At 61.0% G+C, this 21,393-nt stretch carries 19 protein-coding genes; 6 read left to right on the top strand and 13 right to left on the bottom strand.

Annotation, left to right across the window (positions count from 1 at the left end):
- Positions 1-296: 296 nt before the first annotated feature.
- Both GR212_RS04605 and GR212_RS04600 read left to right on the top strand, forming a co-directional pair.
- Positions 297-2,099 (top strand): GGDEF domain-containing protein, encoded by a 1,803-nt coding sequence (locus GR212_RS04605; protein ID WP_163985286.1) that lies wholly within the window; start codon positions 297-299, stop codon positions 2,097-2,099.
- A 308-nt stretch (positions 2,100-2,407) separates the two neighbouring features.
- Complete coding sequence (locus GR212_RS04600; protein ID WP_163985285.1) at positions 2,408-3,028, top strand: hypothetical protein; 621 nt, start codon at positions 2,408-2,410, stop codon at positions 3,026-3,028.
- A gap of 123 nt (positions 3,029-3,151) precedes the next feature.
- Here GR212_RS04600 and pepT read toward each other — a convergent pair whose 3' ends face one another.
- The 3 genes from pepT to GR212_RS04585 form a co-directional block, all read right to left on the bottom strand.
- Positions 3,152-4,384 carry a peptidase T gene (pepT, locus tag GR212_RS04595; RefSeq protein ID WP_163985284.1) on the bottom strand — a complete coding sequence of 411 codons (1,233 nt, stop codon included), beginning with the start codon at positions 4,382-4,384 and terminating at the stop codon, positions 3,152-3,154.
- A 176-nt stretch (positions 4,385-4,560) separates the two neighbouring features.
- Entirely contained in the window at positions 4,561-5,082 is a 522-nt protein-coding gene (locus GR212_RS04590; protein WP_163985283.1) for a DUF992 domain-containing protein, read from the bottom strand.
- A gap of 247 nt (positions 5,083-5,329) precedes the next feature.
- On the bottom strand, positions 5,330-6,577 hold the full coding sequence (locus tag GR212_RS04585; RefSeq protein ID WP_163985282.1) for an adenylate/guanylate cyclase domain-containing protein: 1,248 nt from the start codon (positions 6,575-6,577) through the stop codon (positions 5,330-5,332).
- Between the two features lie 224 nt (positions 6,578-6,801).
- On the opposite strand from GR212_RS04585, the gene GR212_RS04580 reads away from it, so the two are divergent.
- Entirely contained in the window at positions 6,802-7,383 is a 582-nt protein-coding gene (locus GR212_RS04580; protein WP_163985281.1) for a nucleoside 2-deoxyribosyltransferase, read from the top strand.
- Between the two features lie 31 nt (positions 7,384-7,414).
- On the opposite strand, the gene GR212_RS04575 is transcribed toward GR212_RS04580, so the two are convergent.
- From GR212_RS04575 to GR212_RS04530, 10 genes are all read right to left on the bottom strand, one after another.
- The gene (locus GR212_RS04575) at positions 7,415-8,224 is read right to left on the bottom strand and encodes a phosphate/phosphite/phosphonate ABC transporter substrate-binding protein (protein ID WP_246725684.1); all 810 of its coding nucleotides are present in this window, start codon (positions 8,222-8,224) and stop codon (positions 7,415-7,417) included.
- 6 nt (positions 8,225-8,230) lie between these two features.
- Positions 8,231-9,235 carry an ornithine cyclodeaminase family protein gene (locus GR212_RS04570; RefSeq protein ID WP_163985280.1) on the bottom strand — a complete coding sequence of 335 codons (1,005 nt, stop codon included), beginning with the start codon at positions 9,233-9,235 and terminating at the stop codon, positions 8,231-8,233.
- Positions 9,236-9,348: 113 nt separating this feature from the next.
- The gene (locus tag GR212_RS04565) at positions 9,349-10,863 is read right to left on the bottom strand and encodes an HAL/PAL/TAL family ammonia-lyase (RefSeq protein ID WP_163985279.1); all 1,515 of its coding nucleotides are present in this window, start codon (positions 10,861-10,863) and stop codon (positions 9,349-9,351) included.
- Positions 10,860-11,630 (bottom strand): histidine utilization repressor, encoded by a 771-nt coding sequence (gene hutC / locus GR212_RS04560; RefSeq protein WP_163985278.1) that lies wholly within the window; start codon positions 11,628-11,630, stop codon positions 10,860-10,862. Before hutC ends, GR212_RS04565 begins: the two co-directional genes overlap by 4 nt.
- Positions 11,627-12,478 carry a MaoC family dehydratase gene (locus tag GR212_RS04555; RefSeq protein ID WP_163985277.1) on the bottom strand — a complete coding sequence of 284 codons (852 nt, stop codon included), beginning with the start codon at positions 12,476-12,478 and terminating at the stop codon, positions 11,627-11,629. The genes hutC and GR212_RS04555 overlap by 4 nt, the downstream gene beginning before the upstream one ends.
- A 329-nt stretch (positions 12,479-12,807) precedes the next feature.
- Entirely contained in the window at positions 12,808-13,554 is a 747-nt protein-coding gene (locus tag GR212_RS04550; RefSeq protein ID WP_047634459.1) for an ATP-binding cassette domain-containing protein, read from the bottom strand.
- Positions 13,547-14,611 (bottom strand): ABC transporter permease subunit, encoded by a 1,065-nt coding sequence (locus GR212_RS04545; RefSeq protein ID WP_163985276.1) that lies wholly within the window; start codon positions 14,609-14,611, stop codon positions 13,547-13,549. Before GR212_RS04545 ends, GR212_RS04550 begins: the two co-directional genes overlap by 8 nt.
- A 109-nt stretch (positions 14,612-14,720) precedes the next feature.
- Positions 14,721-15,710, bottom strand: coding sequence for a substrate-binding domain-containing protein (locus tag GR212_RS04540; protein ID WP_163985275.1), 990 nt, complete (start codon positions 15,708-15,710; stop codon positions 14,721-14,723).
- Positions 15,711-15,937: 227 nt separating this feature from the next.
- Positions 15,938-17,350, bottom strand: a complete 1,413-nt coding sequence (locus GR212_RS04535) for an ROK family protein (protein ID WP_163985274.1) — start codon at positions 17,348-17,350, stop codon at positions 15,938-15,940.
- Positions 17,343-18,293: a tagatose-bisphosphate aldolase gene (locus tag GR212_RS04530; RefSeq protein ID WP_163985273.1), complete on the bottom strand. Its 951-nt coding sequence runs from the start codon at positions 18,291-18,293 to the stop codon at positions 17,343-17,345. Before GR212_RS04530 ends, GR212_RS04535 begins: the two co-directional genes overlap by 8 nt.
- A gap of 229 nt (positions 18,294-18,522) precedes the next feature.
- On the opposite strand from GR212_RS04530, the gene GR212_RS04525 reads away from it, so the two are divergent.
- The 3 genes from GR212_RS04525 (at position 18,523) to GR212_RS04515 (ending at position 21,168) form a co-directional block, all read left to right on the top strand.
- Entirely contained in the window at positions 18,523-19,443 is a 921-nt protein-coding gene (locus GR212_RS04525; RefSeq protein ID WP_163985272.1) for a sugar-binding transcriptional regulator, read from the top strand.
- Positions 19,443-20,105, top strand: a complete 663-nt coding sequence (locus GR212_RS04520) for an HAD-IA family hydrolase (RefSeq protein ID WP_163985271.1) — start codon at positions 19,443-19,445, stop codon at positions 20,103-20,105. Before GR212_RS04525 ends, GR212_RS04520 begins: the two co-directional genes overlap by 1 nt.
- 229 nt (positions 20,106-20,334) lie before the next feature.
- A complete protein-coding gene (locus GR212_RS04515; protein WP_163985270.1) occupies positions 20,335-21,168 on the top strand; it encodes a sugar phosphate isomerase/epimerase family protein in 834 nt (277 codons plus the stop codon).
- Positions 21,169-21,393: the final 225 nt, after the last annotated feature.

Here is a 21,393-nt window from a genome sequence, read left to right as displayed (position 1 = left end):
CGATACATCATAGATACATTCCGCGAACTCATTTTCGGCACTATTCTTTTCTATTGCGCTTGCGAGCGCGACGCCGGTTATCGGCAATAATGCCGCGCTTCGGCACCGGAAGGGGCAGGCACATCATTTCGGTCCGCAAAGTACAATCCTCCCATGTTTCAGGGAGCTGCGGCCATTGGAGGCTACCCGATAGCATCGCTCCACGAAAATGAAGAGGATTTGAACCTGTTCGTTAAATGAAGATTCCACCAAATCTGGTGTAATCTGGAACGGACGGTAGTTTTGGAGAGCATTTCTTGTCGCGGCTTGGAATTCAACAGCTGCAATGGATCGGTGCGGTAGCTGTTATCATGGTTTGCCTGATGATGGCCTGCTCGACGATTGCTTTCAGTTTTTCCGATTATGTCAACTACAGGCGGGGCGTGACGGAGTTCAGCCGCTTTCATGCCGCCTTGCATGCCGCGGCGACAATCTCCAGAGAACGAGGGCCGGCAAACAGCCTCATGGGGGCCTCGGACGAGGAGCGGTCACAATTTGCCGCCTCTCTGATGGCAAGCCGTGACGAGACCGACAAGGATATCGCCAGGCTTGAAACCCTGTTTCGCACGGAAATAGATCAGTCGCCGGAGATGCGCAGTACGTTCACGGCGGTGAAGGCTCAATTGGAAGCCGGCAGGCAGGCCGTCGATGCGGTGGCCGCGACGCCGCTCGAGGAGCGCAGCGGCGCGAAGATTGCGGAGGCGATCCAGACGATGTTCCGCGCGGCGGACCGTGCCCAGGACTATCGGGATGCCGCCGGCCGATCAATCATTGCGCTGGCGCCGGAAACGGGCGCCGAGGTCATGCTGGCATCGATGGCCGGAACGCTACGGGAACGCGCGGGAAGACTGGGTTCCTACGTGGTGATGATGATGACCTCGCAAGGGCAGGCCCGTTCGCACTATCGGGCCGAGTTCGATAGCGAATTGAACCGCGTTCTCGAAGTGAATGCGCTTCTGAAGACCTATGCCTCCACCACGCTCCAATCCCAGGCTATCGCAAGTTTGCTGGATCAGGTTGCGGTCAGCTATTTCGCCGGATCGCTGCCATATGCTCAGCGTGTCGCCTTCGATCTGAATAACGGCAATGCGCCGACACCGGGCGAGTTCACGACGAAATACGTTCCGGGAATGAAGTCCACCGAAACCCTGCGCGAACTCATCGAGACGACCGCTGTGACGTCGCTGGAGAAGGTTCAGCAGAAAGAATTGAAGGCCATGCTGATCTCGGCCCTTCTCGCCGGCATGGCAATTACCGTCGTGATCGGATTGGCCTATGTGCTGAGACGGTCGCTTTTCCAGCCAATGCTTGCCGCGATACGCCAGATCGACGACATTGCCGCCGGCAACCTCGTGCAGCCGCCACGAATGCCTCACGCCGGGCGCGAGGTGGGCGAGATGTTCCGGCGGCTGGATCTTCTGCGTGAGCAGCAGCGCTTCAAACGGCATCTGGAAACGGAACGCAAATCGATGACGGAGGAACTGAGGCGCCTCTCGCAGACGGATGCGCTCACCGGTCTTCTCAATCGGCGTGCGCTTGGCGAGGCCGTGGAGCAGCTATTTGCCGCTACCGGCTCCGGCTCCCGCAGCATCGGTATCATCATGTTCGATATCGACCATTTCAAATCGATCAATGATCGCCACGGGCATGCCGTCGGCGACCTCGTGCTTCAACGGACGGCCCAGATCCTGTCGCCGTGCCTGAAGCCCGATGATCTTTTCGCGCGCTATGGCGGCGAGGAGTTCATTATCGTGCTGAACGATGCGACCGAAGCATCGGCGCGGGCGACTGCGGAGAGATTGAGGGAAACGCTGGAGCGGGCCGTCATCAGCGACCAACACGGGTTGAAGGTCACGGCGAGCTTCGGCGTCGACTGGCGCACGCAATGTACGATCGCGGATTGGGAGAAGCTGGCTATCGTCGCCGACAGGCGGCTTTATCGAGCCAAGCGGGGCGGACGCAATCTGGTCTGTTCATCCGACAACGGGACGGAGGAGACAACGGCCGTCTCTACAGGGGGAAGCGGCCCGGAAAAAGCGGGGGATGCAAACGCCGCTTGATGCGGCGACCACGACGATGATGGGGCGTTACAGTTTCATCAGCGAAGAAAAGCGTCGAGCCTATGTTGACCATCTTCGACCATCGCGCCGCGCTTGCGAAGCAGATGAACTGGCGCCAGTAGGCCACATCTTGCCATCGTCGAAGACTATTGCCGGCGTCCGTGTTCGAGAGCCGGTTTTCGCAGTCACCGCTCCCTGCTCGTCAACATTTCTTTGCAAAAGGCCGGCAATTGGCCATGTTTCGGTAAAGGACACGCCACAGTTCTCGTGAGAATGGGCATTCGATATCTATTCCAGAGGAGCGGTCGATGGATACGCAGCCGATGAAATGGTGGAATGGCCAAACCGAAATGACCCGGCGGCTGAGTTCCGGGCTTGCTGTGTGCGGCATAGTGGTCGGCGCTCTCTATATCGTCGTCCAGACGGGCCCGACCGAACACGCGATGCGCGTCTTCGACGATAGCGGCCGCATTGTTCTAGGCGGCCTTGCGCCTTTGGCGCATTCGTCGAAGAACGGATTGCAGGTTGCGGTTGATGCAAGTCCCGCCCGGCAGTTGATGTCCGTGCCGATCCCGCAGCCATCGCCTCTCGCAGCGGCCAAAAGCGGCACGCCGGTCGGAAAGAAGGTCGCCTCGCATGGCGATGTGGCCAGGATGAAGGTTGCAGCATCGGGTGGCGTCGAGCGTTTCGACCGCTGCCTGCCACAATGCGAAACGCGCGATCCATTGATCGCTGGGCGTCCGCAATATGCTCAGGCTGCGCTGCCCGTGACGAAGGCTGACGATCCTCCTCCGATAGTGAGAGAAGAGGAGGGCTTTCACCCATTGGCGGGCGCACGCCATCTATTGATCCGGGCGGCGGATGCCCCCGGCGTGATGCTGCGGCGCGGCCGCGAAGCGCTTGACGATGTCGCCCGCATAGATTGGTAGGACGGTGCGCGGCGCCAATTGGTGCTCGATAACGATCATCTTCATCGAAACGAACAAGTGTGCGCTGTTTCGCAACAGGGCCACCGGCTTCAAATGGGGAATAAAGTCTGCTCCCAGACGAGCTTAAGAGCGCTCCGCCCAGATCTTCGCCAATTCGACGAGTGTTTTCACGGCTTTTTCCATATCCTGCCGGCTGACCCACTCCAGTGGCGAATGAAAGGCATGGCCGCCGGCAAAAAGGTTGGCGCACGGCAGTCCCATGAAAGAAAGTCTGGATCCGTCGGTGCCGCCGCGAATACTGCCGCGAACCGGCGTCATGCCGGCGCGCCGGATTGCTTCGACGGCATTTTCCACGATTTCCGGATGGCGATCGAGAACCGCCTTCATATTGCGATACTGATGCCGCACGGTGAATGTGTGCGACGAGCCCGGATAGCCCGCCATCACGTCCTTGACGATCTGCTCCAGCATGGCTTCCTTGGTCGCAAGGCCGGCCTCGTCGAAATCGCGGATGATGAGGCCGAGCGAAGCCTTCTCCATCGAGCCGCTGACGCCCGTCGGATGGATGAAACCATCGCGTTCCGCCGTCGTCTCAGGGGCGATCTCTTTCGGCAGCCGGTCGATGATCGCTCCGGCGATCTTGATGGCGTTCTCCATTTTTCCGAAGGCAAAGCCCGGATGAATGGCCACGCCCTGGATGGCGATTTCGACGCTGTCGGCCGAGAATGTTTCGTCTTCTATATGTCCAGCCGTTTCGCCGTCGACCGTGTAGGCAAATTGCGCGCCCAGTTTCTTCAGATCGACCTTGTCGACGCCGCGGCCGATCTCCTCGTCGGTCGTCAATAGCAACTTGATGGTGCCGTGACGAATGTCGGGATTGTCGACGAGATATTTGGCCGCTGCCACGATCTCGGCGAGCCCCGCCTTGTCGTCGGCTCCAAGCAGCGTCGTGCCGTCCGAGGTGATGATGTCATTGCCGATCTGATCGCGCAGGGCAGGGTGCTCGTCGACGCGGATGACCTGCTGCGGATCGCCGGAAAGGCGGATATCGCCGCCGGCGTAGTTCCGCAGGATCTGCGGCTTGACGTTCGTGCCGGTGAAATCGGGCGCGGTGTCCATATGGGAGCAGAAGCAGATCACGGGAACCGGCTTGTCGACATTCGACGGAATGGTGGCATAGACATAGCCATGCTCATCCAGATGCGCGTCGGTCAGTCCGATTGCCAGCAGCTCCGCGACGAGGATGCGTCCGAGGTTTTTCTGCTTTTCGGTGGAAGGCTGCGTGGTGGAGGTCGGGTCCGATTGAGTATCGACGACAACATAGCGAAGAAAGCGATCGGTGACGGTATCGGTCATGAACCTGGCTCCCATGAATCATTCGGTCTTGCGTAAATTATAGCGGCGATAAGCCGATTTCACGCTGAAATACAGTGAAATCCGAAATGGATTTGCGCCGTCCGCCTTAAAAGAATGGCCGCTCCAGCGTTCTGCGGGAGCGGCCAAACGTCAAGCTATCGGGATGACCGAAAGCCTTAATCGGTCGAGGTCAGGGTAACGGAGGTGCCGGTTGCGGCGACGTTGAGGCCGAGCTGGCCGGTCACGCTTACCGTCTGAAGATGGATGGAGCCGGAGGTGCCGCCGACAAGGATGTTCGTGCCCACGCCGGCACCGACGGTCGCTTCAACAGTGGCGCCCTGATAGAGGCCGCTCAGCGAACCGTGATGATAGCCGGCTGTCGGCGCGAAGACAGCCCAGATGAGCCGGCTGCGCGTCGTGAAGCCGAGATCGACGCCCATCTTTCTGATCGCGCCGGTGTAGTGATCGATGCGCTCGCGTCCGACGGTCGAATGGAAGGTGCAATCGACTTCCTTGGCAGAACCGAGAACATAGCCGACGCCGCCGCCGATCTCGCAATCGAGATAGCCGATCTTCACGCCGTTGCGCTGATCCGGCTCCTCATTGTAGGTCGTCGGCATGTCCGCCGCCCGCGCTACAGCCGCGCCTGCAATGATCAACGATGCTGCTGAAAGCGTCAGGGTCAGGATTTTTCTCATCTGTTTTCTCCTTGTCAGAGTATTATGGGTGGCATGCACCCTCGTCGTCGAGCCGATGGAATCAACCCGTATTTAACGTGTATACGCGCAGAACGATCCCCAAAATAAGGCAGCTATCGTCATGATCTCCATCACAATATAGGGAGGTCCATCCGGGACGGCATCCCCTAATCGTTTCACGTTTTGCAACCGACTGAATCGCGCCGTACAAAATCGACGGCTTGCAAGGTTTTCTCCCGCTTGGCGATCAGCTGTGCTGCAGCAGCTTCTCCTTTGCCGCGAAAGCGAAGACATCGACCGGTTCCCCCAGACCCTTGAGGGGGAAGGAGCCGAGACTTTCCATATCACGCTGGCAGCCGGCCATATCGACGAAAGCCTTCGACAGGAGCACGGGCCGCTTGACCTCCTTCGTCAGGGATTCCAGCCGCGACGCGATATTGACGGCCGGCCCGATCACCGTGAAGTCCAGCCGGGTGCGCGAGCCGATATTGCCGTACATCACATCGCCCACATGCACTCCGACGCCATAACGCAGCACCTCGCGGCCATGCTTGCGGTTCTCCTCATTGAGTGCCGCAATGCCCGTTTGCGCTTCACTGATGGCGAGAAGGAGATTGTGGCAGGCATTGGGGTCGCTCAATGGGAAGATGGCCAATAGCCCATCTCCCATGAACTTGAGGATTTCACCGCCGTGCTTCTCGATCGGCTCGACCATGGCGTCGAAATAGCCGTTGAGCAGTTCGATCACGTCGTCCCGCGGCCACATGTCCGAAATGGTGGTGAAATCGCGCAGGTCGCAGATGAGGATCGCCGCGCCGACCGTGGTGCCGCTCCCGCGCGTCGTGGCACCCGCCAGGATCTTCTCGCTGGCATGCGGTCCGACATAGGTGCGCAGCAGCGTGCGCGCCATGACGTTCTTCAGCCGGATCTCGGTCACCATCGTCAGGGCCGGCAGCAGGTCCTTCAGGAAAGTAATATGCCGCTCGGTGAAACCGCCGGGAGCATCCGAGGCGAACGTGACGATGTGACGCTTTCCGAGCGTGTGATAGATCGGCCAGGCGATGTAGTCGGTCAAGCCCTCCGCGTGCATCTCCCTGTAGAGGGGATAGTCGAGTTCCGCCTTTTCGCAAATCTCCAGATTTTTGCGGACTTCCGTCGCGCCGTTGAAGATTTCGTTGATGGGGCTTGCCAGAAACTGCGGCGTGTTTTCGACGCCGTAGCTGAACATGGCGATATCCGCCTCCTTCATCCCCGTCCGCCAGAGGATTCGCGCGCCGAGCCATTGCGGATGATGCGTTCTGAAATGCATGGTCGCCCTCGCAACCGGAATTCCGGCTGCCCGCATCTTTTCGCAGAGTTCGACGAGGATGTTGTCGATGAAGCGCTGATCGCGGACGTCATTCATCAGCCAATCGAGTATCTTGCTTTGTTTCGTCGGCCAGCTGCCGTGATCGTCATGTGTCGAGGCGGCAATAGCCTCAATGGAAGATTGCATTTCCTTTACCCCACAAATTCCGTCACCTGTCGCAGGCCGTCAGCGCCGTTCGATCCCGAACATCACTATACGCGTCGAGCCAAGGACCGGGAACGGCTATCGCCTCTATTTCGCGATATCGTAAATTATGCGCTCGGCTATGGCAGAAGCGCCGTGAATCGGCCATAGGCCTCATATGGTCCCGCAACTCCCGCGGTGCAATATTCTGGCGAAGAGGCAAGGGAATGAGAGCGTATTTGGCAGGTCCGGAGGTATTTCTCCCGAATGCGAGGGAAATCCTCGATCGCAAGATCGCGCTGACGCGCAGCTATGGCTTCACGCCGGTCTCGCCGGGCGACCTCTCCGTTCCCGAGACGGAAACACGCAGGCAGCGCGGCCTTGCCATCAGCGCCATCAACGAGAAGCTGATGTCGAGCGCCGATCTTATCATTGCCAATCTGACGCCGTTTCGCGGTGTTGCCGCCGATGTCGGCACGGCCTTCGAACTCGGCTTCATGTGTGCCCGCGGCTGCCCTGCATTCGCTTTTTCCAACTGCACCGAAAACCACTTCGAGCGTGTGCGCGGGCTTTATGGCGGGGAGGTTCATCTCGGTCCGGACGGACGCCATCGCGGTCCCGACGGGCTGGCGCTGGAAAACTTCGACATGGCCGACAATCTGATGCTCGACGGCGGCATCGCCGCACGCGGCGGCGTGATCGTCACCCGCAAGGTTTCGGCGGATCAGCTCTTTACGGACCTGACCGCATTCGAGGAATGCCTGGGCTTGGCTGCCGAGAAACTGCTGAAGGAAGCCGTTGGCGCATAACAGCTTGGCGGTTAGGCCTGCCTGCCGAAGCTCACCAGGGTCCAAGAGCCTCATCGATAGTGCGCGCTCTTGCGGGAAGCTGATCATAGGCAGCGATATCCGGCTCCGCAAAGCGGGCCAGTCCGAGCGCTGCCAGGAGAGCAAGACCTTCCCGATCCCGGTGGGCGCTGAGAAGGTTGCCGCGAAGCGCCTCAACGATCTCGGGAGGTTGCTGTTTGGCAGCGACCAGCAAGGGGAAGGGTGCCGGTTTCGTCGTGGCGACAATGCGCAATGGCGCAACCATCTCCGGTTCGTGCAGTGCCAGAAGCTGGTAGGCGTAGGCATCGATCGCGCCGACATCGATCGTTTCGGAGCGGATCGCGTCGACAACGCCGCGCGGATTGAGGAGCGAGCCAATGGTCTCGCGGGCCGGCTGCCCGCCCGCAAGCGCTGCAAAAAATTCCCGCGGCGCGTTATAGCCGGACTGCGAGTCACGCACGGTCCAACCCCAACGGGCGGACACAAGATCGGCTTCCTTGAGCGGGCTTTCTCGGGCCGCGACGATGTGGCTTGCATAGAGGGGTTGCCCCTTTGCCCAATCCGCCAGCGAAACGGGAGCGGCCAATGGCAGCGGGCGCTCATCTGCCGCAAGCCTGGAAAATGGAAAGCCGCACATGAAGACGGCGCCCATGTCGGGGCGCCCCCACAGCTCGGAAAGCGGCGCGGGAGCCGCATGGGCGATAACTTCGAGCTCGACGCCCGACCGGCTCGCAAGCCAATGGAAGAACAGATCCCAAGATGCTGATATCTTTGGGCTAAGATTGTACATTCGCGAGCAGGCGATGGCGGCGGAAGTCGTCATGGCTGGTCACGCAAACCGAAGGCGCTGGCCGATATTCATACGTTTTGCCTTTTCGACCATCGCCGCACCGAGCGCGACATCGGTCGTGCTGAGCCCACGGTGCCAGAAGAGAATGGTCTCGTCATCGCTTTCACGGCCCGGCTTGGCGCCGCACACGATCTGGCCGATCTCGGCATGCAGCGTTTCGGCCGTCACCTTGCCCTCGTCGACATGGCGGCGAAGCGCACCGAAGGGCCGGCCGGGACCGCATTGTCCCCAATCATCGACGACGACCTTGTCCATGATGTCGGTCAGGTCGAATTCGAGCGCGCTCATGGTGCCGTAAGGCACGACGAAGGCGCCTTTCTTGACCCATGCAGTCTTGAAGAGCGGCGTCGGCTCCGGAAGGCGGCTTGCCTCGATCATGATGTCGGCGCCCTTCAGGCAATCCTCCCAATTGTCCGTGACGATGATCTTCTTGCCGAGATCCTTCTCCAGACGCGCGGCAAAGGCATCGCGGCTTTCCGGACGACGCGAATGCACGCGGATCTCGTCAAAATCGAAGATGTGATCGAGCAACCGGACATTCCAGTAGGAGGTGCCGCGCGCGCCGATATGGCCGAGGATCTTGCTGTCCTTGCGGGCGAGATGGCGCGCACCGATGGCGGTGACGGCGCCGGTGCGCATGTCGGTGATCGCGGTCGCGTCGATGATGGCCTTCGGTACGCCGGTGCGCGGATCGAACAGATTGAGGACCGCCATTTCCGAGGGCAGCCCGTGCTTGTAGTTGTCGACGAAATCGCCGACGACCTTGACGCCGGCATAGTCGAGCGGCTTCACATAGCCGCGCAGCACGTTGAAATGTCCCTTGTCCGAGCTCTCCGGCACGAGATGAACGCGAGGCTCGATCACGGTCTCGCCGCGCCCTTGCGCATCGAGCGCCTTGGTCACGGCCTCAAGGATTTCGTCGTTGGAAAGCGCCAGCGCCTTGGCGTCGATGGCGTTCAGATAGTCGATCCAGATTTCCTGCATTACCGTTCTCCAGGCCTTTCACCGGCAATGCCGGTCTATCGAATGATGCGGGCCGTTGGATGGCCTGCGGCAAAAGGAAGTGGCAGGCGCAACCGCGCCTGGCCGCATGTCTATCAGGAAGCCGCCTGCAGGGCGGTATGGGCGATAAAGTCCGATATTCTTTGAAAATCCGGCCCTTGGGCGCGGTCCTCTTCAAGCGGTGGCACCCGTTGGCGCACCTGTCGATAGGCGTGCGACGTTCCGCTGCCAAGCTCGCCCGCGACGCCGCGCAAATCGACGGCCTGCGCCGATGCGACAAGTTCGATCGCTACAAGATAGCGCAATCGCTCGATCATCGCTTCGATTTTTGCCAGAACGCTCGGCGCCATCGAAGCCTGATCCTCGACGCCGTCCGCAACCGGGATGGGCGTAAGCGAGACGGGAGCAGCCAGATGCCGTATCTCTGCTTCGAGGGCTGAGACCGTCTTCTGAACGGTGGCAAACCCCGTTCTGCTCTGTCCGAGCGGCGTCAGGAAGCGCGGCAGCTCCGACATGCCCGCCGACATGATCTTCATGGTTCTATAGGCCGTTGCCGCTGCGCAATGGGCGATTGCCTGGCCAAGCCGCTCCCAGGCCAAGACGAAGGCCGTCATGTCGAAATTGCCGTGCGACAGGATCAGCCCTTCTTCGGCGAGCACGACAGGGTTGTCGCCGGAACTAGCAAGCTCGATTTCCGTGGCGAGACGCGCTTCGCCGATCGCATGGAGGAGGGCGCCCCATACCTGGGGCGCGCAGCGATAGCTCAAAGGATCCTGCAGACGACGCGCGGCGCCATCGGCAAGCAGAGAGCTGCCGGAAAGCAGTTCGCGAAGCCTTGCGGCTGCCTCACGCTGGCCGAAGGCTGGCCTTGCCGCCAGTGCCCTATCGTCGAAGGCCGATACATTGGCGCGGAATGCCTCGAAATTCAAAGCGACAGCGCCAAGCGACCAGTCAAACAGACGCTCGATATCCTCAATGCATAAACAGGCCTTGCCGACTGACAGGCTGTTGGCGACCACAAGGACATGGCCATCCTTCGGCGCGATCGACAAAGGCGTCAGCCCGGCCTTCGAAAGCGCATCGAGCGCCGGCATGACCATGCCGTCCACTTCAGCCTCGCCATCCCCGAGCAGGGCCCGTCCCATGTGGGCCAAGGGTGCAAGATCGGCAGCGCCGATCGAGCCGAGCGATGGCACGACTGGATGGAAGCCCGCGTTGAGTGCGGCGACGAGACCGGTGAAAGCCGGCAGCGACACGCCGGAGCCACCGGCCGCCATCCCGGCGATACGAGCAGCCATCATCGCCCTGACGGCTTCGCGCGGCAGCGCCGCCCCGACCCCGACCGCGCGAGCTTGCGGCACCCGCAGCTGGAAAGCGATGAGATCGTCTGCGGCCAATCGTGTATCGACACCGGCACCCAAGGCTGTCGTCAGGCCATAGACGGGCCGGTCGGCAGCCAGATAGCGCTCCACGACGGCACGGGCAGCATTGATCTTCGCTTCGACCTCCGGCGAAACGACGATCTGCACACCGCGTCGCGCGATCGAAGCGATGTCGCCGATGGTCGGCGCAGCGCCGGTTAAGGACACGATGTCTGCGGCCTCGGTCATTCTTGCTTGCCTCCGGGAAAAGCGCCAGGCATCCGGTGTCTTTTTCTGGAGCCGGCCTCCAGACGATATTTGTTGCCGGGGTAAGTCAGCAGCGCGCATGTGCCCACCAACTTGCCGGACCATGTGCGCCGGAAGACGCGCAGGCAGGGTTGATCTGCTTTGACGCCCAGCAACTTCCTGATCTCGGCATCCGGCTTGATAGCTTCGACGAAATGTTCGAATTCGGTGATCGGCGCCAGCTGCGTCAAATACTCGTTCGGCGTGATCGTGCTGAAATCATTGGCGAGATAATCCGGCGCGACGGCGGGATTGACATAGCGTTCTTCCACCTGAATCGGCTGGCTGTCCTCCAGATGCACGATCAGGCTGTGCATGACCTCCGTGCCGGGCGCCAAATCAAGGGCCTGCGCGATGCGGGCATCCGCCTTGATACGGTCGGCGACCAGAACCTTGGCGGTGTGCCGGTGGCCGCGCTCGGATATTTCGTCGGCGATGTTCCTGATCTGCAGCAGATCGATATCCTCACGCTGTGAGGAAACGAAGGTCCCGAGGCCTGCGCAACGGGTCAAGACGCCTTCGAACATCAGCTCCCGCAGTGCCCGATTGGCAGTCATGCGGCTGACGCCGAAGGAGGAAACGATCTCGCTTTCGGAATAGACGCGATCGCCCGGCTTGAGCTTGCCCTCGGCAATCAGGCCGACGATCCGCTCCTTGATCCGCAGGTAACGCGGCATGTCGTTCGGCGGCTCGGCTTCCAAGCTCGTCATGCCAGCCTCGCATTGCCGTAATCGAGCACCGTCGCTTCACGGGCGGGGACACGCGCCTGGAAATAGACATCCTGTCCGTCACGCCAGATGTCGAATTCCAGGGTATCGCCGGGAAAAACGACCGCCGTGAAACGTGCCGCGATGAAGCCTATATCCGCGAAATCCTGCTTTCCCAGCAGGCGCCCTATGGCATAGCCCGCATAGCCGAATGTGCAGAGACCATGGAGGATCGGGCGTGGAAACCCGGCCTGGGCGGCATAGGCCGGATCGGCGTGCAGCGGATTGAGGTCGCCGTTCAGGCGGTAAAGGAGTGCTGCATCCTCCGGGATCGCTACCGCAAGCCTTGCGTCACTCGTGCGCGATGGAACCGGCCGCAGCGCTTCGGGCGGCGTCCCGGCTGAGCCGCATCCGCCATCGCCACGACAGGCATTCGTCTGAGACATGGTTGCGACGATCTTCTCATCGCCGGCAGTCATGATCGTCCGGTCGAAGGTGGCGAACATGCCCCTATCAGGTCCGCGGTCGACGATCGAACGCATATGCGAGCGCGAAAGCAGGGGCACATCGACAGGCACGGGCGCGTGAATCGTCAGGCGATGCTCGGCATGGACCAGCTGCTGCCAGTCGACACCGGCATCTTCCATCCAGGAACCCGCATCGGCCACAACATTCGGCAATGTCGGCGTGACGACGAGGTCCCGTTCCTGAACCCGCCGCAAATGTGCCGCATCCAGAGGATCGTTGCCATAGCCGGTGGAAAGCGCGTAAAGAATTGCGTCCCGTGCGCTGACCGCTCGCCGCATGTCGGGAATGGGATATGCCATGAGGGACTGTGCCGTGATGGGCATGGTCAAACCCGTGTTGCGACGATCTGGCAGCGGGTGGCGGCAATCATCGGAAGCACTGTTTCATCATTGTAAATACGCATTCGCATGGCTTATCCAGTCCTGTCGCCTGTATATACAGGCACAGCGCGTGGGCAGTTGCAAGGCAATAATCGGAACCGATTAAAATGAAGGCGGCCTCGCCATTGGCAACCCGGTCTACGGCCACCGGGCAGGGCGTTTCTTTCGAGATAGGCCATTGGTCCGAAGCTCGCCATAAATAGCGAAGCGGCAACGACGTTTCCTTGCCATTGCCGCTTCGTCTCTTTTGCAACTATGTGCCGGCGTTCGCGCTAGCCGCCGATCATGAGCCTGACGACTTCCTCGTGATTGGTGTCGGCGATGTTCCGCTCCCCGGCCACGATCCCACGCCGCAGGACGACGATGCGATCGGAGACGGCAAAAATATCCTGCAAATTATGCGAGATGAAGATGACGCCACGCCCCTGCGCCTTCAGCGACTTGATCAGGGCGACGACCTTGCGCTGCTCCGGTACGCCGAGCGCAGCCGTCGGCTCGTCCATGACCAGGATGCGGGCATTCCAGTAGACCGCGCGGCCGATCGCGACTGCCTGGCGCTGGCCGCCGGAGAAATTGCTGACCGGGGCGTCGAGCCGCTTCACATGAAAGTCGAGCTCCGCCATCGTCTTGCGCGCCGCTTCCGCCATGGCCTTGCGATCCAGGACCGGCAGGAAGCCGAAGAGCTTCTTCATCGGCTCGCGACCGAGGAAGATGTTCGCACCGATCGGCAGGTTGTCGGCAAGCGCGAGGTCCTGGTAGATGGTCTCGATGCCCTTCTCGCGCGCATCCTGCGGTGACGAGAAGGTAACGGGTTTGCCTTCGATCAGGATTTCGCCGGCGGTCGGCGGATAGACGCCGGAGATCGCCTTGATCATCGTCGTCTTGCCGGCACCGTTATCGCCGGCAAGAGCCACGACTTCGCCAGGCCTGACGACCATGGAGCAATTGTCCAGGGCACGCACGGCGCCGAAATAACGCGAGAGATTGCGGACCTCGAGGAGGGGGGTGACACTATTCATCCTGCTTCGCTCCGCTGAACCTGCGCTGTGCCTGGTCGATGAGCACCGAAATGATGATGACGACGCCGACGGCGATGAACTGCCAGAACGGCTCCACATTCATGAAAACGAGACCGTACTGGATGACGGCGATGACGAGAGCGCCGGCAATGGTGCCGATGATCGTACCGGAGCCGCCGAACAGGCTCGCGCCGCCAATGACGACGGCGGCGACGCTATCGAGCAGCAGCGGCTCGCCGGCCTGGGCCGCGCCGGCGGTGAAACGCGCCGCATAGAGCGCCCCGCCCAATCCAGCGCAGACGGCCGAAAGAATATAGAGCCGCAGCAGATGGGACTTGATGTCGATACCGGCGCGGCGCGCGGCCTGCGCATTGGCGCCGATGGCATAATTATGCTGGCCGAAACGGGTTTGGCTCAGCAGGTAATGCATGATGAGCACAAAGACGAGCGTGACGATGACGAGATAGGGCACGCCAAAGAAGCGTCCGTTGCCGAGTTCGGCAAAATAGGAATTCTTGACGGGCACCGTCGTGCCGCCGGCGAGCAGGAAGGCCGTGCCACGCGCAACGCCGAACATGCCGAGCGTGCCGATGAACGGCGGAACCTTCAGCCGGGAGATCAGAAGACCGTTTACGAAGCCGGGTACGGCGGCCGCCAGCATGGAGATGAGAATGCCGAACACCATTGCCAGCGGCAAAGGCATATAAAGGCCGGCGATATTGGCGACGTGCGCGGCAACGACGGCCGCAAGCCCCATGATGAAGCCGGTCGACAGATCGATGCCGCCGGAAATGATGACGAAAGTCTGCCCGATCGCCAGCAGCAGCGGCGCCACTGCGAAGACCGCAACGGACTGCCAGTTGAAGCTGGAGCCGATGAAGGTGCCGCCGAAGTCGATCCGTGCCCAGATCTCGAACGTCACGATAAGCGCGGCAAGAAAGAGCCATGCGCGCAATTGCGCGATACGATTAAGGATAGTTTTTTCCTGGTCGCCGTGGTCTGCCTGAGGCGCCACATGCTGATCCGTCTTGCGAACGTCTGCATTGTCGATTGTCATGGACTGGTCCAAACTGGAGCGTTATCGGCACGAGATTGCGGCGCCGTTCGCTCTATCATCGTTGGATGATGTGCCTCGCCGATCCGGCGAGGCACAGGCTATCCCCGAGTTAATCGGAGTAGATGAACTTCGCGATGTTCTTGTCTGTCACGTTCGACTTGTCGATGACGGTGAAGCCGGTGCCGATCGCCGTCGGAATCGAATTCCCGGTCAGATGGGCATAGGCTGCCATCACGCCGAAATAGCCGATTTCTGCCGGGTGCTGTGCGATCGCCAGATCGACGAGGCCGGAGTTGATGTTGTCGATGATCGACGTCGGCGCATCGAAGGCGACGACGCGGATCTTGCCCGTCTGGCCGGCCTGCTGCACGCCGTTGGCGGCGCCAAGGGCGGAGAACAGGTTTGCCCCGAAGACGCCGTCGAGATCGGAGTTGCGGGCATAGACAGCCTGAAGCTGCGATGCCGCCTTGTTGGCGTCGTCGTCGTTGTACTGCGTCTCAAGAACGGTGATGTTCGGGTATTTCTTCATTTCCTCCTTGAAGCCCTGCTCGCGCTGGTCGGTGGTCGATACACCGGGCTTGACGTTGGAAACGTAGACCTTGCCCTTTTCGCCGACGGCCTTTGCCAGTGCGCGTGCGGCGATCGCACCGCCGAGCAGATTGTCGGAAGCGATATAGGCAAGCGGGAAATCGGCATCGCCGTTGCCCGTCTGGTAGACGCCGGTGCCTATGAAGGTATCGACGGTAATGATCGGGATGCCCGCGTCAGCGGCCTTCTTGAGCGGCTGGATCAACTGATCCTTGTCGGTCGGCGCAATGAGAATGAAATCGGGCTTCTTGGCGATCACCGCGTCAAGAACCGGAACCTGGGTCACCGGGTTGAAATCGGGCCCACCCTGGAATACGAGTTCGGCACCGACCGCCTTGGCTGCCGCTTCGGCACCCTTGCGCATGGTGATGTAGAAAGCATCGGTCGTCAGGCCCGGAATGAGGGCAATCGTAAATTTCTTGTCTGCAGCTTTAGTGCCACCGGCAACTGCCGCAACACCGGTAGCGAGCGATGCCACGGCTGTGGCCTTTAGAAATGAGCGGCGCTCCATAATTTTCCTCCTCTTGAAGCCGAACCTCCCCTGTCCGGCACAGCGATAATCAGTGGGTTGTTGCCACGCGTCAAGTAATTTTTTTCTGTAATGAATTTCCTTTAATTCGTTGATATACTTATATAATTCGAATATGTGCATACTGGTATGGTCCGTCGAGGACATAGCGTCGCACACGGGTTCCGAATTATTCCGCAATCATGCCATCGCTTGCGCGGCGACACACCTTATCCGCAGTCGAAGACCTGCGATACCCACGCCATGATAGCATCCATATCCGGCTCCAGGGTCCGGTCGACCGTCATCACGGGGCCACAACCCATGGGCTCGGCCAGATCGGCGAGTGCAATCAGCTCCGGCACGTATTCGGCGCCCGGGTGGCCGGGTAGCCGATCCTTCAGCCGGCTGGCATAGCGCTCGCCGGCAACCGACCCCGGCACCTTGCACCACAGCTCGGCGACATGCTCGATCTTTGCCGCGCCGATATAGCTCTCGAGCTGTTCCCTCGGCTGGAAGCCGAACCAGGCATCGATGATGAAAGTCGAACCGGCGGGAGCTTCCGCGACGAAAGACCAGATCGCCTGGTAGCTCGCCTTGCCCAAGGTCCGGTTGAAGTCTCGATCGACAGGGCCGATGTGCTGCAGGAAGGGGTTCTTGATGTCGTCGAGAGACAGGATCGGCCAACCGGTTCGCTGGGACAAAGCCTTCGCAAGCCGACTTTTGCCGGAGGCCGGCACGCCGTTCACCAGAACGACCCGCTTTCCCTGCTGCGGAAGGGCATCCCCGAAAACAGACAGGCCAGCGCCGATCACGCCGGCATCGTCGGCAAGCTTCGCCGGCAATATTGCCGGGCAAAACCATGGCGCTTCTGCCGGCAAGTCGGCAAGGGCACGCGCCGCATCGCAGCCGAGGCCGCCGCCGAGCAGGATGACTTCGGGATCCATCGTCGCGGCGATATTGTCGAGAGCCGTACGCAGCGGACCGGCCCATTGGCGCAATACGCGCGTTGCCGCATCGTTTCCCCCGGTTGCCATGTCGAAGACTTCGCGGATCGTCGCAACGGACAATCCGGCTTCGGCGATGTGCCGGCGCAAGGCGGTTCCGGAACTGAAGGTCTCGACGCAGCCGCGCCGGCCGCAAGGGCAGGGCGGACCGTCCTGCGATACGCAGATATGACCGAGCTGCCCCGCAGCCCTGTGGCCATGATAGATGCGACCGGCATGGGCGACGGCACCGCCAATACCCGTTCCGATCGTCAGCATCGCAACATTCTGATAGCCCTTGGCGCCGCCGATGCGCATCTCGGCGATCAGTGCCATGTTGCAATCATTTTCGATGACGACCTTCTTTCCGAGCGCGGTCTCCAGCCGCCGGACGAAATCGAGGCCCGCCAGATTGACGATACCGCCGGACAGGATCTCGCGCCTGGCGACATCGACCCGCCCCGGTATGCCGACGCCAATACCGGAAACCTCGGATGCGTCGAGCTCGCGCGCCATCGCGATGACGCGCTCCAATACCTGCAAGGGATCGCTCGGTGTGCGTTCCGACCGCTTGGCAAGAATTTCGCCGGCAGCGGAGACGAGGGCGGCGCGAATATTCGTGCCGCCGATATCGACGCCGATGGCGATGTCAGCCATTGGCGCGCTGCCTTCCGTCAGCGCCGTGCGAGCCTGCGCCTTTGAAGTGCGTCGTGATGACGGCCTGGATTTCACGAAGCCGTGGCACCGCGACCGATTCCAGCCGATCCCTGGTTACCGAGCGGTCGAGGGAGATGCAATCCTTCCAGAGGGAGCGGCCGGCAATGACCCCCGAAGCGCCGTTTCGCATGGCATCTTCGACCTGCGCCAGGAAGGTTTCATGGTCGACGCCAGCCGACAGCACCGCCCACGGCACGTCGCCGGCGGCGACGGCAAGGCGCGTGACCTCGGCACAGGCGTCCGACGAGCCCGGATAGGGGATCTTCAAAACCTTCGAGCCGAGATCCAGGCAGATCCTGCTGCCGCCGACGATCAGCGACGGTAGCCTGGCCTTGTAATCGGCGTCATCCTCGTCATCGAACTTGTAGGTCAGGAACTCGACGACAAGCAGAAGATCCTCATGCGCGAAGTCTTCGATGCAGCGCTTCAGGATCTCGATATTGTGGACATTCGCCGCATCCCGGTCCGAGCGCAGGTAGACCATGATCTTGCCGCCGGTCGCGCCCAGCTGGCGCACGCGGCGGGCGGAAATGCCGGGAACCAGCTTCGACAGGCGATAGCCCTCCGGCGATGTATCCCAGCCGGAAGCGTCGAGCCCGATCAGGAGCGCGGTATCGCGCTGAAGGACCCGATCGTCGACCAGGGCAGGCACGGCGCAGATCGGATCAACCAGAACGCAGGATGCCTTGCTGGCCAGGAAACGCGCGATATCGGCCTTCGTGTCCCCCAGCACCTTGTCGGAGATGGCCGCCTGTTCGGCCGGATCCTTGGCCAGGAGGCTGCGCATGCCGCCGCGCTGGTCGCAGGCAATTACCATCATGGCGCCGTCGCTGCCGCAAATCTGCTGGTAGCCGCGCATCTCCGCTGTCGTCAATTTCGTCATGTGATCTTTCCTCCAGCCGTCGCAAGACGGCACCGACGCAGCCATGCCTTCTCCACTCCCCGAAGAAGGCACTGCTCTTGAAATTGAGGGCTGCTGCGCTCTGTATAAACGTTGCGAAACCGGCTGTTTTGCGCCATAACTCCCTCAAGTGCAGTATGTGTAACACATTGCAGAAAGGAATTTCAACCTGAATTCGTCTCAATCGCAGGAGGCTGCGGCAAATCGCGCATTGCTGCATACCGTCGCCAAATTGCACTACCAGTCCGACATGTCGCAGGTGGATATTGCGAGGAAGCTGGGCCTATCGACTGCGACGGTTTCACGGTTGCTGCAGCGAGCGCGGGCGGTCGGGATCGTCCGGATCGAGGTGATCGATCTTTCGCCCGCCGAGGATATGAGTGCCGCGTTGATCGACGGCCTGAAATTGCAAACGGCCGCGGTGATCGATACGCCGTCGTCCAACGTACTGAGCGCACTGGCAGCACCCGTCGGCACGCTTTTGCAGCAGGCGGGTATGCGCTCCGGCTCGACGCTGGGCATCGGTTGGGGGCGGGCGGTCCGCGAGGTGACCATGGCCGGCCTGCCGCAGTTTCCTGGCATCACGACCGTTGCGCTCAATGGCGGCATGCAACAGGCGGCCGCGCACTTCCAGATCAACGAATTCGTGCGCCAGGCGGCAGCCCAGATGGGCGGCGTGCCGCACTTCCTGCATGCCCCCTATATTTCCTCAACCGAACTCAGGGACGCGTTTCTGGGCGATCCCACGGTGCAGCAAGTCACCTCTCTCTGGGACAGGCTGGACGCCGCGATCGTCGGTGTCGGCTTGACGCATGCTGCCAACCCCTCGGAAGCGGCGCTGCCGGGTGAAAAGGCGTTGAGCCATGCGGCCGGCGACGTGTTGCGCCATTACGTGACCGAGGCCGGCGAAATCCTGCATTGGGACGGGGAGGAGGGCATGATTGCAGCCTCGCCCGAACAATTGCGCAAGGTGCCGCTCTGCATCGCCGTTGCAGCCACGCCCGGCAAGGCAAGCGGCATCATCGGCGCGGCGCGGTCGGGAATGATCAACGCCCTGGTGACCGACGCCAACACCGCGCAGGCCATTCTGGATCGCCTGTCGTCCCATCAGAAAGCCGAGGATCGATCCTGATGCTCTTTGACAGCCGCTCCTTCGGCGCCTTCCTGTTCGACATGGATGGAACCGTCCTCAATTCGATTGCGGTCGCAGAACGGGTTTGGACCGCCTGGGCGGAACGGCGAGGCGTCGATGCGGTCAGCTTGCTGGCGACGGTTCACGGCCGCAAGGCGATCGAGACGATCACCCAGCTCGGCCTCACGGGGATCGATCCCGCCGAAGAAGTCAGGATTCTCACGCAGGCCGAAATCGACGACGTTGCCGGCGTCGAACCGATCGCAGGCGCTATCGCCTTTCTGAAAAGCCTGCCACCGGATCGGTGGGCGATCGTCACCTCCGCCCCGCGGGAGCTGGCCAAGGTTCGCCTTGAGGCGGCTGGCCTTCCCTGGCCGCCGGTTCTGATTGCCGGCGAGGACGTACAGAACGGCAAGCCGGCACCGGATTGCTTCATATTGGCTGCAAGGACATTGGCGCAACCTATTGAAGATTGTCTCGTTTTCGAAGACGCGCCGGCGGGAATAGAGGCAGCGGAAGCCGCGGGCGCTTCGGTGCTTGTCATCAGCGCGACCCATCGGGGGCCGCTGGCCACGCGGCATCCAAGTGTCGAAGATTATGATCGTCTTAGCCTGGGTGTCGATGCGATCGGCACTCTTCGTCTGGCAAACAGGTTGACCTGAGCTGAGCTGCACTCGCCTGTCCTCGGTACGTCCTGCATCCGCAATCTGGATGCTATCGGCGATAAGGGGCCGGGAGTATCTTGATGAAAAACCATCACGCTGCGGGTTCCGGACAGCCGAATACATCGGCTTTGCAATGGAACGCGCTCGGGATCAAAACCCATCGCCGCGCCATCTGGCAAAGACATCGGATTCATGATCTGAGCAGCCTACCGGTACGGGAGGAACCATGCAGAACTTGCTCATATTCCAGTCGCTTTGGGCCATGGAGCGACGCAGCGCTCGCTATCCGGAGCTCTCTCTCGAAGAAAACATCGAAAAGATCGCCGCCGCCGGCTTCGATGGCATCAGCACGCCTTGGCACGATCGCAACGTCGTCTCCCGCGTCGCGGGCCTACTCAAGCAGCACGGACGTCAGGCGGAAGGCCAGTGCTTTCCCAAGAGCGTCGACGACCTGAAGCCAGTGCTGGAAATCGCCGCCGAACACAATGTCCATCACATCTGCCTCCAGCCGGACGTGCGGCTGCGGCGATTGGAGGATTGCATTCCCCTGCTGGAAGGCTGGCAACGGCTGGCGGATGAGGCGGGCATCGACGTCTGGATCGAGACGCATCGCGACCGAATGACGACGGACCTGTTCTTCACGCTCGACCTGCTCGATCGCATGCCTGATCTGCGGCTGCTGGGCGACATCTCGCATTTCCTCGTCGGGCGGGAATTCGCCTGGCCGGTATCCGACGAAAATCATGCGCTTATTCATCGGATACTGGACAGTTGCTGGGCCTTCCACGGCCGCGTCGCCTCGCGCGAGCAGGTCCAGATCGAGATTTCCTTCCCGCATCACAGGCCTTGGGTCGACCTCTTCCTCGGCTGGTGGGACTACGGCTTCAAGAGCTGGCGGAAGCGCGCAGGCAAAGACGCCACACTCGCCTTTACCTGCGAGCTGGGGCCGAAACCCTATGCGATCACGGGAAGGGATGACGAAGACACCACCGACCGATGGGAAGAATCCCTGCTTATGCGGCAGGAGATACGCGATTTGTGGGCAAAGTCTACCAGTTAAGACATAAGACGAGATATCGACGACACTATTTTGTTTTCAAATGGAAATATATGGAGAGACGAGCGGCCGTAATCAGCAAGCCGCTTGCGCTGATGACGATTGAGCTTGAAAAGTCGAAGGCAGGCGACGTGCTGATCGAGGCGAGGGCGACCGTTCGATCTCCCTGTTCCGAGGCAATTCCCGACGAAAAGCAGTCGCTCACGTTTCCCGGAGTTGCTTGAAAAC

The sequence above is a fragment of the Martinezella lusitana genome (assembly GCF_010668395.1).
Taxonomy (GTDB): domain Bacteria; phylum Pseudomonadota; class Alphaproteobacteria; order Rhizobiales; family Rhizobiaceae; genus Rhizobium; species Rhizobium lusitanum_A.
This window is presented reverse-complemented; position numbering and strand designations above follow the sequence as displayed.

What these genes read in the sequence shown, in the direction of transcription:
- GR212_RS04600 (WP_163985285.1), top strand. Translation starts at nt 2,408, where the DNA reads ATGGATACGCAGCCGATGAAATGGTGGAATGGCCAAACCGAAATGACC.
- pepT (WP_163985284.1), bottom strand. Translation starts at nt 4,384, where the DNA reads ATGACCGATACCGTCACCGATCGCTTTCTTCGCTATGTTGTCGTCGAT.
- GR212_RS04590 (WP_163985283.1), bottom strand. Translation starts at nt 5,082, where the DNA reads ATGAGAAAAATCCTGACCCTGACGCTTTCAGCAGCATCGTTGATCATT.
- GR212_RS04585 (WP_163985282.1), bottom strand. Translation starts at nt 6,577, where the DNA reads ATGCAATCTTCCATTGAGGCTATTGCCGCCTCGACACATGACGATCAC.
- GR212_RS04580 (WP_163985281.1), top strand. Translation starts at nt 6,802, where the DNA reads ATGAGAGCGTATTTGGCAGGTCCGGAGGTATTTCTCCCGAATGCGAGG.
- GR212_RS04575 (WP_246725684.1), bottom strand. Translation starts at nt 8,224, where the DNA reads ATGACGACTTCCGCCGCCATCGCCTGCTCGCGAATGTACAATCTTAGC.
- GR212_RS04570 (WP_163985280.1), bottom strand. Translation starts at nt 9,235, where the DNA reads ATGCAGGAAATCTGGATCGACTATCTGAACGCCATCGACGCCAAGGCG.
- GR212_RS04565 (WP_163985279.1), bottom strand. Translation starts at nt 10,863, where the DNA reads ATGACCGAGGCCGCAGACATCGTGTCCTTAACCGGCGCTGCGCCGACC.
- hutC (WP_163985278.1), bottom strand. Translation starts at nt 11,630, where the DNA reads ATGACGAGCTTGGAAGCCGAGCCGCCGAACGACATGCCGCGTTACCTG.
- GR212_RS04555 (WP_163985277.1), bottom strand. Translation starts at nt 12,478, where the DNA reads ATGCCCATCACGGCACAGTCCCTCATGGCATATCCCATTCCCGACATG.
- GR212_RS04550 (WP_047634459.1), bottom strand. Translation starts at nt 13,554, where the DNA reads ATGAATAGTGTCACCCCCCTCCTCGAGGTCCGCAATCTCTCGCGTTAT.
- GR212_RS04545 (WP_163985276.1), bottom strand. Translation starts at nt 14,611, where the DNA reads ATGACAATCGACAATGCAGACGTTCGCAAGACGGATCAGCATGTGGCG.
- GR212_RS04540 (WP_163985275.1), bottom strand. Translation starts at nt 15,710, where the DNA reads ATGGAGCGCCGCTCATTTCTAAAGGCCACAGCCGTGGCATCGCTCGCT.
- GR212_RS04535 (WP_163985274.1), bottom strand. Translation starts at nt 17,350, where the DNA reads ATGGCTGACATCGCCATCGGCGTCGATATCGGCGGCACGAATATTCGC.
- GR212_RS04530 (WP_163985273.1), bottom strand. Translation starts at nt 18,293, where the DNA reads ATGACGAAATTGACGACAGCGGAGATGCGCGGCTACCAGCAGATTTGC.
- GR212_RS04520 (WP_163985271.1), top strand. Translation starts at nt 19,443, where the DNA reads ATGCTCTTTGACAGCCGCTCCTTCGGCGCCTTCCTGTTCGACATGGAT.
- GR212_RS04515 (WP_163985270.1), top strand. Translation starts at nt 20,335, where the DNA reads ATGCAGAACTTGCTCATATTCCAGTCGCTTTGGGCCATGGAGCGACGC.